This is a genomic window from Chryseobacterium ginsengisoli, from assembly GCF_039542325.1.
In the GTDB taxonomy this organism is placed as follows: domain Bacteria; phylum Bacteroidota; class Bacteroidia; order Flavobacteriales; family Weeksellaceae; genus Chryseobacterium; species Chryseobacterium ginsengisoli.
Genome location: NZ_BAABHX010000002.1, coordinates 463838 through 477023, shown reverse-complemented (window position 1 = coordinate 477023; position 13186 = coordinate 463838). Strand labels below are relative to the sequence as shown.

At 34.6% G+C, this 13186-nt stretch carries 10 protein-coding genes; 6 read left to right on the top strand and 4 right to left on the bottom strand.

All coding sequences use genetic code 11. The annotated features are described in order from the left end of the window. Positions 1–111 precede the first annotated feature (111 nt). The 3 genes from ABD940_RS07265 to ABD940_RS07255 all read right to left on the bottom strand — a co-directional run bounded on the left by ABD940_RS07265 (position 112) and on the right by ABD940_RS07255 (position 6530). A complete protein-coding gene (locus tag ABD940_RS07265) occupies positions 112–1710 on the bottom strand; it encodes a DUF1593 domain-containing protein (RefSeq protein WP_345201636.1) in 1599 nt (532 codons plus the stop codon). Positions 1711–1975: 265 nt separating this feature from the next. Then, the gene (locus tag ABD940_RS07260) at positions 1976–4267 is read right to left on the bottom strand and encodes a glycoside hydrolase family 3 protein (protein ID WP_345201633.1); all 2292 of its coding nucleotides are present in this window, start codon (positions 4265–4267) and stop codon (positions 1976–1978) included. A gap of 10 nt (positions 4268–4277) precedes the next feature. Further along, positions 4278–6530 carry a TonB-dependent receptor gene (locus tag ABD940_RS07255; RefSeq protein WP_345201628.1) on the bottom strand — a complete coding sequence of 751 codons (2253 nt, stop codon included), beginning with the start codon at positions 6528–6530 and terminating at the stop codon, positions 4278–4280. A gap of 514 nt (positions 6531–7044) precedes the next feature. On the opposite strand from ABD940_RS07255, the gene ABD940_RS07250 reads away from it, so the two are divergent. After that, a complete protein-coding gene (locus ABD940_RS07250; RefSeq protein WP_345201625.1) occupies positions 7045–7848 on the top strand; it encodes an NUDIX hydrolase in 804 nt (267 codons plus the stop codon). A 7-nt stretch (positions 7849–7855) separates the two neighbouring features. Then, positions 7856–8317: an NUDIX hydrolase gene (locus tag ABD940_RS07245; protein ID WP_345201623.1), complete on the top strand. Its 462-nt coding sequence runs from the start codon at positions 7856–7858 to the stop codon at positions 8315–8317. Between the two features lie 3 nt (positions 8318–8320). Here ABD940_RS07245 and ABD940_RS07240 read toward each other — a convergent pair whose 3' ends face one another. Then, positions 8321–8557, bottom strand: coding sequence for a hypothetical protein (locus ABD940_RS07240; protein ID WP_345201620.1), 237 nt, complete (start codon positions 8555–8557; stop codon positions 8321–8323). Between the two features lie 163 nt (positions 8558–8720). Between ABD940_RS07240 and ABD940_RS07235 the strand changes: the two genes are divergently transcribed. The 4 genes from ABD940_RS07235 (at position 8721) to ABD940_RS07220 (ending at position 13104) form a co-directional block, all read left to right on the top strand. Then, complete coding sequence (locus ABD940_RS07235; RefSeq protein ID WP_345201618.1) at positions 8721–11612, top strand: AsmA-like C-terminal region-containing protein; 2892 nt, start codon at positions 8721–8723, stop codon at positions 11610–11612. A gap of 14 nt (positions 11613–11626) precedes the next feature. Next, positions 11627–12238, top strand: coding sequence for an alpha-ketoglutarate-dependent dioxygenase AlkB family protein (locus tag ABD940_RS07230; RefSeq protein WP_345201616.1), 612 nt, complete (start codon positions 11627–11629; stop codon positions 12236–12238). Positions 12239–12356: 118 nt separating this feature from the next. Further along, positions 12357–12575 (top strand): hypothetical protein, encoded by a 219-nt coding sequence (locus ABD940_RS07225; RefSeq protein ID WP_345201614.1) that lies wholly within the window; start codon positions 12357–12359, stop codon positions 12573–12575. 301 nt (positions 12576–12876) lie between these two features. Continuing rightward, a complete protein-coding gene (locus ABD940_RS07220; protein ID WP_345201612.1) occupies positions 12877–13104 on the top strand; it encodes a glutathione synthase in 228 nt (75 codons plus the stop codon). The last annotated feature ends 82 nt before the right edge of the window (positions 13105–13186 follow it).

The following is a 13186-nucleotide window of genomic DNA, read 5'->3' as shown; positions in this document are numbered from 1 at the left end:
ACTATACTTTTGTGACTTTTGTGGTTTAGTTAAATAAAATGTCCGGTTTTAAGACATTCATTAGTATCAATTATGAATCATTTTTTCTTTAATTCTAAATAAGATTTGAGATTATCTTACTGTAATTATAACACGTTGATATCTTGTCAATGCAGGAGTTCCGTTGTCGGTTGCTTCCAAAATCAAATGAATGGTTTGTCCGCTTTTTACTGTTTTTGGAACAATGATTTCAGGATTTAAACTGTCTGATTTTGAAATTTCAACATCACCGTTATAGGTTCCGGCTTGTTTGGATTGCCACCATTTTACAGTCACTTTATTTCCATCCGGGTCGGTTACAGAACCGTATAAAGGAACTTTTTCACCTGCTGAAGAACGAATATTTGTTGGACCTGCAATTTTCACAATTGGTTCGTGATTCGCTTTGGAAAAAGTCGGTGTAGTAGACCAGGTTAATCTTGCTGCAAAATCATTCATAGCTTGTGGTAAAAAGTTTGGGAAAGCCAATTCTTTCTCCGATTTTTCTTTTGAAGCCATTAAATTGGCCATTGCTTCGGCGCTGTTATTTCCGTCAGCTGCATTGTCGAAAAACATATTGGAGTTGGCTTTTGACGCTGGTTCAATTCCTCCCCAACCGCCGTAAGAACCGGACTCGTAAGAACGCAATCCATTTCCGAGCATATTCATAAAGGTAAAATTGTCGCCTTCACTTAAGAACGAACCTTTCGGTTGTAAAGGCATCCAGACTTTGTAACCTTGCTTTTTCAGTTCTTCGGCAGTTACGCCTGAAAATCCGAAGAAATCTACGATGTCATTTTTCACCATCTGTTTTCCATCGCCCCAAACTCTGTACAATTCACCAAAAGCGCCTTTGTTAGAAATATTTTTCTTCATCCAATCGGCTGAGAAATACTTTGCATTTTCCAGACTTGCTTTCAAAGGAGCAGTGTAACCATAGTTTGGTCCATCCACAAATTCTCTGTAATCCAGTTTTGGCCAATTCGGTTTGATGTAAGAAGCATACGTATCATCTTGGTCGCCCGAAGGTAAAATGACTAGTTTCCTAGCAACTTTAGTCTGAATTTTCTCCCAATCTGTCGTATTTTCAAATTCTTCCTGAATCGATTTTAACGCTCTTGCGATTGTGCTCAATCCACCCCAAGCTGTAACGTACAATTTTCCGGGTTTGTCATCGAGAATGGCTGCTTTAATTAATTTGGAACCTTCGGAATCTTTGGAAATATCGCCATCAAACTCAATATTTCCGTATTTGATTTTTGATTTTAAAACTTTCGGAGAAGGATAATTCGGGTTGTGAATTTTTAAATTGGAATAAGACTTAGCATAAGCATCCACCGCATCGTGAATGAATTTTTCATCTTCGCCCCATCTCCAGGATTCACAAGGGCAAATCCCTGTTCCAAATCTTGAATATTCTCTGCTCGGAACAAACCATTTGGTGCCTTTTCCGTCGCCTTTCCAGTGAAATGCGCTGCTTGCGTAAACCAATCCGTCAATATCCAAATCTGAACTGTACAGCAAAAAACGAATCATCGAATTGCTGTCGTCCAATTCCGGGTCTGCTGTGATGATAATTCTAGGCCTTTCCTGATTGGAAACGGTTTGAGTCTGTCCAAAAACTGAACTCATCATCAGGAAACCAACGGCAAGATTCTGAACTTTTTTATAGGTTTTGAAATTAATTTTCATTGTTTTTCTTTTAGTTTGATAACTGTTAAATCTTAACCAAAAAAGTTTTTTAACACATTAGTCATATTAGATTTAAGTTTAAAAGCTTTGAAAATATTAGAACACATTAGTTTGAAAATCAAAGATTTTCAGTTTTGTGAGCTTTTTTAAAGTATTATTTGTAGCTTTTAATCTTTTGTGACTTTAGTGGTTTAAAAATCAAACAGTTTTTAATTCAAAAAATAAAATTCTGAGCCTGTACAATACAGACTCAGAATCTTTTCAATTACTTTTTATATTTCTCTGTTCTTGCGTCTTTGATTACACCAGACCAATTCATTCCGTATCCGAAATCATAGTTGTGACCTTCGGAATCTTTGTGCGTTTCCATATCGTAAGGCACGTCTTCTTTCTGCTTTTCAACAGTTGCCATATTTGCAGGCATTTGTAAAGGAAGCAATCCTGAAGGTTCGTATTTTCCTGTCACGATATCCACAACAGCCTGATTTGACACATTGAAATTCATCAAAATCGCATCAGCGTGACCTTCAAATTCGTTGAAAATCATCGGTTTTGAAGCCGTTACAGAAACAATAACAGGTTTTCCGTTCATTGCTTTGTAGGTGTTTTCAATCGTCAACAAATCTGTGAAGTTGGTAACGGTTGAAGTTTTATTTTTGAAAGTTCTGTCGTGTACATTTGGCGCAACAACCGGGTCGCCTGCAGCAATACTTTTCTCACGAGCTTCTGTCGCTGTGTACGTTTGATATTGAAGAGAAATCGGAAGATATCCGTTTCCTCCTTCTTTAGCATCGATATCGCTGTAACCACCTTCTTCACTGTGCGGACTTTTCACAAAAACCAATGCGAAATCAGCTTTTGTCGGGTCTTCGGTTACATCGAAATGTTTTTTAATTTGATTAATATCAACAGGGAAATCCAAAGACGGAGCGGTGTAAATCCCCCACAAGTTGAACGTTGCCGGAGAATATCTCTTCGGAATGTAAACCGTTTTTCTTTCTTTAATAGGAAGAATATTCGCTTTGTTTTTCAACATCACGATAGATTTTACCTGAGCTTCGTAACCCGCTTTCATAAACTCAGGATTACCTACGATTTTTTTTGTTTCTTCAACGTTGACGTAAGGATTTTCAAACAATCCTGTTCTGAAGAAATTTCTCAACAAACGAACTGCCGACTGCTCAAATTTTGCACGATACGCTTTTTCGCCGTGTTCTTTTACGCCCATTTGATAAGCTTCTAAAATAGGTCCTTTATCATTGTTTCCTCCAAACTGGTCAACACCGGCTTCCAAAACTTTGTAATGACGCTGAGCGATGTTTAATTTTTCAGCACCCCAAGGTTTTCCGGCAAATCCGCCCGGAGTTTTTGGTTCGTCTGCTGTAATGAGCCAGTCAGTACAAACTACACCGTCATATTTGTATTTTCCACGAAGCAAATCTGTGATTAAATATTTACTGTAACCATTTCCAACGTTTTCGCCGTTTTTCGTGTTCTGATTAAAACTAATCGTGTAATAAGGCATTACCGCAGAAGCTTCTTTAGTCCCTCCATTTAATTTGAAAGCACCTTCAGTAAATGGTTTTACGTGATTTTGGAAATTATTCCCAGGATAAACCGCAAATTTTCCCATTGCCCAGTGACCGTCTCGACCGCCTTCTTCAGGTCCGCCTCCAGGCCAGTGTTTTACCATTGCATTCACACTTTTGTTTCCCCAACCGTTTTTATTTCCGATTGAAGTTTGAAATCCATCAATATATCCTCTTCCTAAATCAGCCGTTAACTCCGGACTTTCAGAAAAAACATAAGCGATTCTGTACCAACGAGGTTCTGTTCCTAAATCGATTTGTGGTGATAAAGCTGTTGAAATTCCCAATGCTCTGTATTCCTGAGCAGCAATATTTCCGAATTTTTTAACCAATTCAGGGTCGAAAGTTGCGCCCATTGCCAAACCATCCGGCCAAAGCGAAATTTGTCCGCCTGCTCCTTCATTGAATTCAGCAGTTACGGTTGCAGAATGTCGTGGGTCTGTACTGTTATTCGCAGGAATTCCCAATCCTAAACCTTCAATATAAGCCTGAATATTATTGCTCCATTGAGCTGCGATTGCAGGAGATTCTACCGTTGTTACCAAAACGTGACGAAGGTTGTCTTCCTTTAAAAATTTCTTTTGCTGGTCTGTTAAGTCAGAAGCTTTTGCACCACTTTCTTTGTATAACATTCCGTTATATTTTCCTGCTCTGAAACCGTCTGCAGGAGCCGGAACCGATTGATGACCGCTGTACAACATCAAACCTGCAATCTGCTCGATAGACATTTTTGAAGCTAAATCTTTCGCTCTTTCGTCAACAGGAAGTCTCCAGTCTTCGTATTTATCGAGTTTTCCGTTTTTGTTTAAATCTTTAAATTTATTTCCGCCAACCGTCAGAATTTTAATACCTGAATCTGAGGAATATCCCAAAACAGGACCTTTAGAATTCGTAACTGTCTGAATATTTTGCGAAAATGCTGTTACTCCAAAAAATAATGCAGCAACATTTAAAACCGTTCTTTTCATTGTATATATTTTAGAAATTAAAGCTTACTGAGAATTGACCTGTTAATGGCATAATGTACGTTCCTGTCAACAATCTTCCGTAATATTGGCTTGCGTCTGTAATCAATTCGGCACCGTTAATCGTTCCACTTGCACCTCTTTGGTTCAGGAAGTTGATAACCGTTGCGCCAAGGTTGATATTCTTATTAACTGTATAACTCACACCACCGAAAGTTTCCCACCTTGGAGCGAAATACAATGCGTTGGTAATACTCGCATATTGCTTAGAGAAATATCTGAAACTTGCCCAGAATCTCCATTTATCAATCGTATAACTAGGGTCGATTTCCATTAAAACTTTAGAAACTCCAACTACGTTTTTATCACTGTAATTGTAATTTCCACCAAATGCATCAAATGCAAAATCTTTGTAAACCGGATTTTGGAACGTCAATAAATAATGTAAATTAAATCCTTTGAATGGCTTTAAAACAAAATCAGTTGTCCAACCCAAAGTTTCGATGCTGTAATCTACTTGTGCAACGCTTACTTGTGTTGTGTTACTAGGATTTACAAGGTTGTATCTTCCTAAATATCCGTTTTTCGTCAACCAGGTTGCCTGAGAAATCAACTGAATAAAGTTGGTATTCCAGAAAACGCCGAACGCACCCAGCGGACTTTTGATTTTTCCTGTATTCGGCGTGAATGGCTGAGAATAACTCTCTAATCTTCTGTTTTCCTCGGTATATAAGAAGTTTGCTAAAAGTCCGAAGTTTTTGTTGATGTTATAAGTTGCATTCAAACTACCTGCAACGTGGAACCAGTTTTCTTTGATATTCTGGAAATCATTAACTCCGAAAACGAAATTCGGAGACCTTGGTGTCGTAGAATATTGCCCGTCAATGATTTGATTTCTTAAATGTAAACCGTAGCTTAAGTTGAAGTTATCAGAAACTTTCCATTCGTCATTCGCATACACTGAAAGTTTGTTTTCTGTTCCGCTGTGGAATTCTCCACCAACGTTGTAATTGTAGAATCCGTAGCTGTCTGTATTTGGACCAATTAATCTTTGAGGCTGCGCTCCAACAGTCTGGAAGAAGAATGAACGGTTTGAAGTGAATTTATCGATGTTATAATATTGTTCCAACAAACCAACCGTTACGTTGTGATTTCCGATTTGTTTGTTTAATGAAAAACGACCAGCGATATTGGTAATCGGAGTTTCAGGCGTGTGCATCGCCAACTGAGTTCCAACCGGACCTGAGTAAGCCTGACCGTTTTGTAAAGTATAACCCGCCGAAGCATCAGCATTGAAAATACTCAAAGGAATAATGGTTGACATTCTAGCTGTTGCAAAATGCGCTCTTGTTGAGAATTTGAAATTCCAGCCGTTGTTCAATAAATAATTACCGAAAATATCGATGTTATGAGAAGAAGTTCTGTTGTTTTTTCCGCTCATTCCAGCCCAATAATCCTGTCCTGAAAGGATATCTTTCATTCTGATTTGTCCGTCATTTACAACGTAAGAATCTCTACCGATTCTGAAATTGTCTAGCTCAGTTACTTTTCCTTCAGCTCCATATTGGAAAACCGCGTAGTTTCCTACGTTGAAAGAATCTGCGTATTTATATAAAATTGAGATTTTACCTTTATCATCATTGAAATATTTAGTAACTCCCGCTCTGAAAATCTTGGTTTCATCCACATTTCTGTTGAATCCTAACTTGAAAGTACTTGGGTCATAATTAGCAAAAGCACCAACCGTATAAGTCCAACCATTTTTAGAAATTGGTCCCGAAACATTTACATCACCTTGCAACCAACCAAAAGTACTCGTCGTGAACTTTCCTTTTAATTTAAAATCTTTGGTTCCCGTTTGAGAATAAGAATTAACTGCAAAACCAAGGTCACCCATTGTGTTTGCTAATTGGTCCATTTTCAAAAGTCCGGTTCTTTCTAAACTTACACTTTGTCTCCATGTTTTGTTTGGAAGTTCCGGCCAGAAAAAGTAAACAGAAGGTAAATCGTTTTCAAGGATTGTAATACCTCCAACAGTTGCCGGTAAACCGATATTCACGTCTCTTGGACTCGTGTTGTTGGCTGCATTAAGCATCACATTTCTGTTGTTGTCTTCTTTAGAAGTAACAGTTTTCACGCCTTCCTGAGTTTTTGAAGCTTCTTTCAAAGCATTTTTCACAGTTAAGCTGTCGGTTTCCTGCCCAAAAGCTGTGGCAAAGGAAAGCATTAAGCCTAATGCTGAAATTTTTAAAGTTGATTTTCTCATCGTACAGTTAGTTATAATTTTAATTTCTTGTTTATCAATTTTTTAATATTTGACGCCTGAAAAAGACACAAAATATCCTGCATCCAAAAAATCGTTGGATGAAACTTTATTTCTCAATACCGGAATGATTATTTACAGCCGGTTTATCATCAGCATTAATTTTATCGTCATGTACCTGTAAGTTTACTCTTACAATACTTTACGATATTTCGATTTAAAACTAGTTGTCTTTCAATCGATTTGGCTCTGGAAAAGAGCATTTATCAGAAGTAATTTGATCCCAGAAAGTGTTTAATTTCATTGCTTCAATATGAAACATTACAATACTACATTCTTTCATTTGATTTACCAAAAAAAATGTTAATAAAATTTAATAATTGAATTAAATTATTGATAATCAGTTTTATATTTTTAGGTTTGAAATATAAATTTCATTGATTCTTATAGAAACAATGATAAAAATCATTTAGAATTTCCCCCAAAAAGTATCTCAAGAAGCCTTTTTTAAACTTCTATGAGAATTTTATCATTAAATTTGTATTATCAAGATTTTTCTAATTCTGAAATGGATTCTAAACAACAATTAATAAACAAATCGAATGAAGCAAAAGAAATATTTTTGCCTCATTTATCTGCTGATCCCGTAATTTTCGGTTTTGATCAAAATGAGCTGAAAGTACTTCTTATAAAGATGAATTACAGAAAAATGTGGCTTTTACCCGGAGGATACGTGAGAAAAGACGAAGATCTTGATGAAGCAGTTGTGAGAATTCTGAAAGACAGGGCAGGAGTAGTTGCAGATGTTTATTTGCAGGAATTTGGGGTTTTTGGTAAAAAAAACAGAAGTGAATTTTATTTTGAAGATTTTGATGAAACACTTTTTCATAAACAAAGATTTGTTTCTATAGGATATTATGCTTTGTATAATCCCGATAAATTTAATCTGATCACTGACGAATTCAGTGAAGCTTGTGAATGGATCTATTTAAGCAAGCTTCCCGAAATTGAATTGGCAATGGATCATCGTGAAATTATAGAAAAAGCATTGTTGACTTTAAGAGAAACTATTTCGCATAAACCGATAGGCTACAATCTTTTGCCTGAAAAGTTTACTCTTTCCGAACTTCAGAAATTATATGAAGTTATTCTCGGAAAAGAATTGAACCGAGGTAATTTTTACAGAAAAATTAAAAATTTAGGAATTTTGAAAAAACTGGATGAACGAAGAATGGGAGGTGCCCATAAAGCTCCTGATCTTTATTCTTTTGATAAAGAAAATTATACTAAGGCTTTGGAAAATGGCTTAAATAGCTGGTAAAATAACCATGAAAATAAGCGCAGGAATATTATTATTTAAGAAGGAAAATGAAAAATATTTATATTTTCTTGTTCATCCAGGCGGACCTTTTTGGAAAAATAAAAATTTAGGCACTTGGTCAATTCCCAAAGGTGAAGCTTTAGAAGGAGAAAAATTGATTGACAGAGCCTTAATTGAATTCAATGAAGAAACAGGTAAAAAAGTAGACGGAGATTTTATTAAATTAAAACCAATAAAACAAAAAGGAGGAAAAACCGTTTTTGCATGGGCTTTGGAAGGCGATTTAGAAATGTCAGATTTCCAAAGTAATATCATTAGTTTTCAATGGCCACCGAAATCGGGAAAAACAATCGAAATTCCAGAGGTTGATCAATGGGAATGGTTTGAAACTGAAGAAGCTAAGAAAAGAATAAATCCCGCACAAGTCGAATTTATCAATGAAATTGAAAAATTAATGAAATCAAAATAGTTTTTAATCAACATCAGTTGGTTCCTTCTTAAAACTCACCACTTCATAATCATCATCTGAACAATAATCTTTACAACTTTCGTCATTAAAAGTTTCCGGAGATCTTAAAAAATCGGTTATAAATTTTGCACTTTCATCCGTATTTGAAGGTGTTATAATGATGTGGAAAAGATTTGAGACAGACTCATCTGCATTTTTTACAGCATCTTTTTTGTGTGCTTTGGCTTCTTTAAAATTCATAAAAGTATTTTTTAATAGTTATTTGAGTTAATGAATAAACTATGCCATAAAATATATTATTAGTGTAATAATCAATATTTTTGGAGATCCTCTATGAAAAATTTATCCGTAATGGCTTGATTTTAGATAACTCTTAATTTATTAATCTCAAAATTATCGGATCATGGAAAGGCTTAAAAAAATAGTTTTGAAAATTCTGAAATGGACAGGAATTTCAATTGCTTCCATTCTTTTTCTAATGTTTATCATTCCGATTTTATTTCCGGGAACGATTTCTGAACAGGTAAAACTCTTTGCGAATAAACATCTTGCCGGGAAACTCGATTATAAAAGAACCCATCTTACATTTTTCAGACACTTTCCTTCGCTTACGGTTGCTGTCGATGATTTCTTGTTGAAAGGATCAAAACCTTTTGAAAATGATACTTTACTGGCTGCAAAAGAGGTTGCAGTAGGAATTAATTTGAAAAATTTGATTTTTGACCGTCAAGTAAAGATTGATGAAATCTACGTGACAGATGCTTATGGAAATGTTTTTGTAAACAGTAAAGGGGAAGCAAATTACAACGTTTATATAGCAAAACCATCTGATAAACCGAAAGATACAACAAGTATAGGAGCTTCAATTAAGCTTGATCTGATAAAATTAAGAAACTGGAATATAAAATATAATGACCATTCTGCCAGAGTTTTAGTTGATGCAAAAGGATTAAATTATACAGGAAAAGGTGGTTTAAGCGAAGATATTTTCGATCTTGAAACCAATCTTGATATTAATAAGCTGGATTTCAGTTTAAACAGAATCTATTACGCAAAACAGAAAACATTACATGCAGATTTAATTACAAGAATTAATACAAATGCCTTAACCTTTGTTTTGAGGAAAAATGAGCTGAGAATTAATGAATTACCATTAAAATTTACAGGTTTTGTAAGTATTTTAAAAGATGGATATAATTTAGATATTAATGCGGCTTCAGAAAAAACGACGATCCGTGATATGATTTCCGTTCTCCCGCCGCAATATCTGGATTGGGCAAAAGATACCAAAATTGAAGGAAACAGTGATTTATTTTTTAGTTTAAAGGGTAGATTTAGCGAACCGAAAAACCTAAAACCTCGATTAAAAGCCAGATTATTAGTAAAAGATGGATTTGTTTCCAATGGAAAAGCACCGGTTCCGATGAATAATTTTAATATGGATTTAAATGTGGATTTGCCTGATCTTAATACAGAACAATTAGGTCTTGATTTGAAAAATTTAAGTTTTGATCTTGGTCCAAATAATAATTTCAAAGCGGTCGTGAAAACCAAAGGTTTAGAAGTAATGCAGATCAATGCAGATGTGAAAGGCGCTGTGAATCTACAAACCTTGAGCCAGGCTTTAGGCTTGAAAGATATTGATGTGCGTGGTTTGATGGACACCAATATTAAAGCAAACGGAATTTTTAGTTTAGATAAAAAATTATTCCCCAAAACTAATGGTTATCTCAATCTGAAAAATGGCTGGCTGAAAACAAAATATTATCCTAATCCTATTCAAAATATTAATATTGTTGCCAATATTGTGAATACTGATGGGACTTTTAAGAGTTTAGGAGTAAAACTTGATCCGTTTAAATTCGATTTTGAAGGAAATCCTGTTTTCATCAATGCAGATCTGCAGAATTTTGAAGATGTTTTGTATAAAGTTCGGGCAAAAGGAGTGCTAAATGTCGGAAGAATTTATAAAGTTTTTGCTAAAAAAGGATTCGATGTGAGTGGTCTAATTATGGCGGATTTATCGTTGAACGGTCGACAAAGTTATGCAACTACAGGACAATATAGCAAATTGGATAACAAAGGGAATTTAATTTTAAAAAATATAAAAGCAACGACAGAATATCTTCCGAAATCATTTTACATTAAAGAAGGAAATTTTCAGTTTGAAAATGAAAAAATGTGGTTCAGGAAGTTTTTTGCAACGTATGGAAAGTCTGATTTTGCTTTAAATGGTTATCTTTTAAATACAATTAATTATTTCATAGAAAGAAAAGGAACACTTCACGGAAAATTTGTTTTAAATTCAAATTATATTCTGATTGATGAATTTATGGCATTGAAAAATGGTGATAATACTGATAAATCAATAGAAGTTGAATATGCAAAGGTTGAAAATCCGAAGAGCAGCGGAGTCGTGATTATTCCGAAAAATCTGGATGTTTCTTTGGAAGCGAATGCTAAAAAAGTTGAATTTAAAGGTTTAGATCTGAATCATTTAAAAGGACTTGCATCTGTAAATTCCGGTCAGGTTTACCTTAAAAATACTTCGTTTGATATTGTTGGAAGCCGCATGAATATTGATGCCCGTTATCAGGATGAATCACCATTGACTGCGAATTATGACGTTGCTTTGAAAGTTCTTGATTTTGATGTTCAGAGAGCATATAAAGAAATTGATATGGTTCGTGAAATGGCAACCGCGGCAAAAAATGTAAAAGGAATCGTATCTTTGGACTATAAATTAAAAGGAGATTTCGACCAGAATATGAAGCCGATCTATCCGTCTTTAGAAGGTGGAGGAGTGGTGAATCTTCGCGACGTAGAAGTTAAGAATCTGAAAATGCTTTCCGCAGTTGGTGATAATATCGGAGCAAAAGCATTCAACGATCCGAATATGAAAGGGGTAAATATTGAAACACACATCAAAAATAATTTGATTCATGTTGATAAGTTTACTTTTAAAGTTTCGATTTTAAGACCAACGATCAGCGGAACGACAAGTTTTAATGGATTGCTTGATCTTAGAATCAGAGTCGGAATTCTTCCCGGAGGTTTGATTGGTTTCCCGGTTGTTGTCACAGGAACACACGAAAAGCCGAAAATTAAAATTTTCAGTAAAACAGGACAGGGAATTATTGATGCTTTGTATAACAAAAAATCCAACAAAGTGATCCGTGAAGAACGACGTGCCGAGAAAAAAACGAGAAGACAGCAACGAAAGGAAAAAGAAGCTCAGGAACAGAAAGCAAAAAATGCTGAAAAACAAATTAATAAAGACCTTAAAGAAAAATAAATTCAGTCGAAAACGTGAGTCAGTTAAGTTTATTTAATTCCGATGAATATTACCAGTTTCCGGAAGAGCTGTTGGAATATACGCCGCATTTTTTATCTGAAAAAGAAGCTTCTAGACTCGAAGAAAAATTACTGAATGAAACTCCCTGGAAGCAAAATACACAGAAAATGTATGATAAAACTGTTCTCACACCGCGTTTAACGGCTTGGTACGGAAATAACAGTAAGGCTTATCATTTAGGCGGAAATGAATTCAGCGTCAATCAGTGGTCGCCGGAATTACTCAATTTGAAACTTAAAATAGAAAAATTTTCTGGTTACAAATTCAATTCAGTTTTGTTGAATCTGTATCGTGACGGAAACGATTCTGTTGCTTGGCATCGTGATAAAGATACCGAATTAGGAAAACGTCCCGTCATTGCATCTGTGAGTTTAGGACAAGTCAGAAATTTTGATTTTCGGAATGTTGAAGATCATCAGCGAAAATATAGTTTAGCCTTGAAAAATGGTTCATTATTAATAATGAAAGGCGATTTGCAGGTAAATTGGGAACATAGAATTGCAAAATCTACAAAGCTGATGAAGCCCAGAATCAATCTTACTTTTCGTCTGATTCGTGAATTATAGTATACATAATTCTTAAAAATAAATTAAATATACCACATTATAAGAAAATATAAAAAATTAACAATATTTGGCAAAGAAATTGTGTATATATAATTGAACTATTAAAAAAACAGCGGCTATGAATATTTCTTATTACGATTTTAAAAATATGCCAAATCAGGCGCAATGCAGTTTTGTGATCAATGAAGGACGTGTAATGAATGAAAGAACCGTCAACACCATAAAATATGTTCTTTATGAAGTTTCACACTTTTCTGTGGAAGTCATTTATAATACTTTGAATGATAAAATTGAGGGCATCAATGTTTATCAAAATAGAGGAGCATATGCAATTTAGAAATCATTATTTATCGATATAACAAGAGAACAGCTTTTTTAGTTGTTCTTTTTTTATTGCAAAATTTTTTAAAATTTGGATAATTATAAAACAAAAAATCCCCAGAGAGAATCTGAGGATAAAAACTAATAACCATGAAAACTCAAATTAAACATGAGTTACTTTATTGTATTAAAATATTATGCCATTACATTTCTGAACAAAAAATTTTAAGGTTATTTAAGATTTTTTAAGAAAAAATAATAATATTAGATCTTGGCACAATTTATTCTGTTGCTTTAGTAATATTAAAAATAAAATCATGGCACACAGAAATTTTAAGAAAGAAGATTTCGTACAAGACGAATCAGGACAATATAAAATTGAATTTCAGAAAGGAAATATTGGAGAAGGCTCCGATCTGATTGTAGAGAGACAAAAAGAAGATGGAGAATACGAAACCTTACAAGCCGAGATCAAGCGACATGAAGAAAATATTTTTATTTTTTGGAGCGAACCGTTCGACGGAAGAGTCATTTTTGACGAATAAAAATTTCCCCACTTATTATCAGTGGGGAATTTTGTTTTATCAGACGATGGTTATTATATTCGCAATAATTTAATCCAAAATT

What these genes read in the sequence shown, in the direction of transcription:
- ABD940_RS07225 (WP_345201614.1), top strand. Translation starts at nt 12,357, where the DNA reads ATGAATATTTCTTATTACGATTTTAAAAATATGCCAAATCAGGCGCAA.
- ABD940_RS07240 (WP_345201620.1), bottom strand. Translation starts at nt 8,557, where the DNA reads ATGAATTTTAAAGAAGCCAAAGCACACAAAAAAGATGCTGTAAAAAAT.
- ABD940_RS07265 (WP_345201636.1), bottom strand. Translation starts at nt 1,710, where the DNA reads ATGAAAATTAATTTCAAAACCTATAAAAAAGTTCAGAATCTTGCCGTT.
- ABD940_RS07260 (WP_345201633.1), bottom strand. Translation starts at nt 4,267, where the DNA reads ATGAAAAGAACGGTTTTAAATGTTGCTGCATTATTTTTTGGAGTAACA.
- ABD940_RS07250 (WP_345201625.1), top strand. Translation starts at nt 7,045, where the DNA reads ATGAGAATTTTATCATTAAATTTGTATTATCAAGATTTTTCTAATTCT.
- ABD940_RS07255 (WP_345201628.1), bottom strand. Translation starts at nt 6,530, where the DNA reads ATGAGAAAATCAACTTTAAAAATTTCAGCATTAGGCTTAATGCTTTCC.
- ABD940_RS07245 (WP_345201623.1), top strand. Translation starts at nt 7,856, where the DNA reads ATGAAAATAAGCGCAGGAATATTATTATTTAAGAAGGAAAATGAAAAA.
- ABD940_RS07235 (WP_345201618.1), top strand. Translation starts at nt 8,721, where the DNA reads ATGGAAAGGCTTAAAAAAATAGTTTTGAAAATTCTGAAATGGACAGGA.
- ABD940_RS07220 (WP_345201612.1), top strand. Translation starts at nt 12,877, where the DNA reads ATGGCACACAGAAATTTTAAGAAAGAAGATTTCGTACAAGACGAATCA.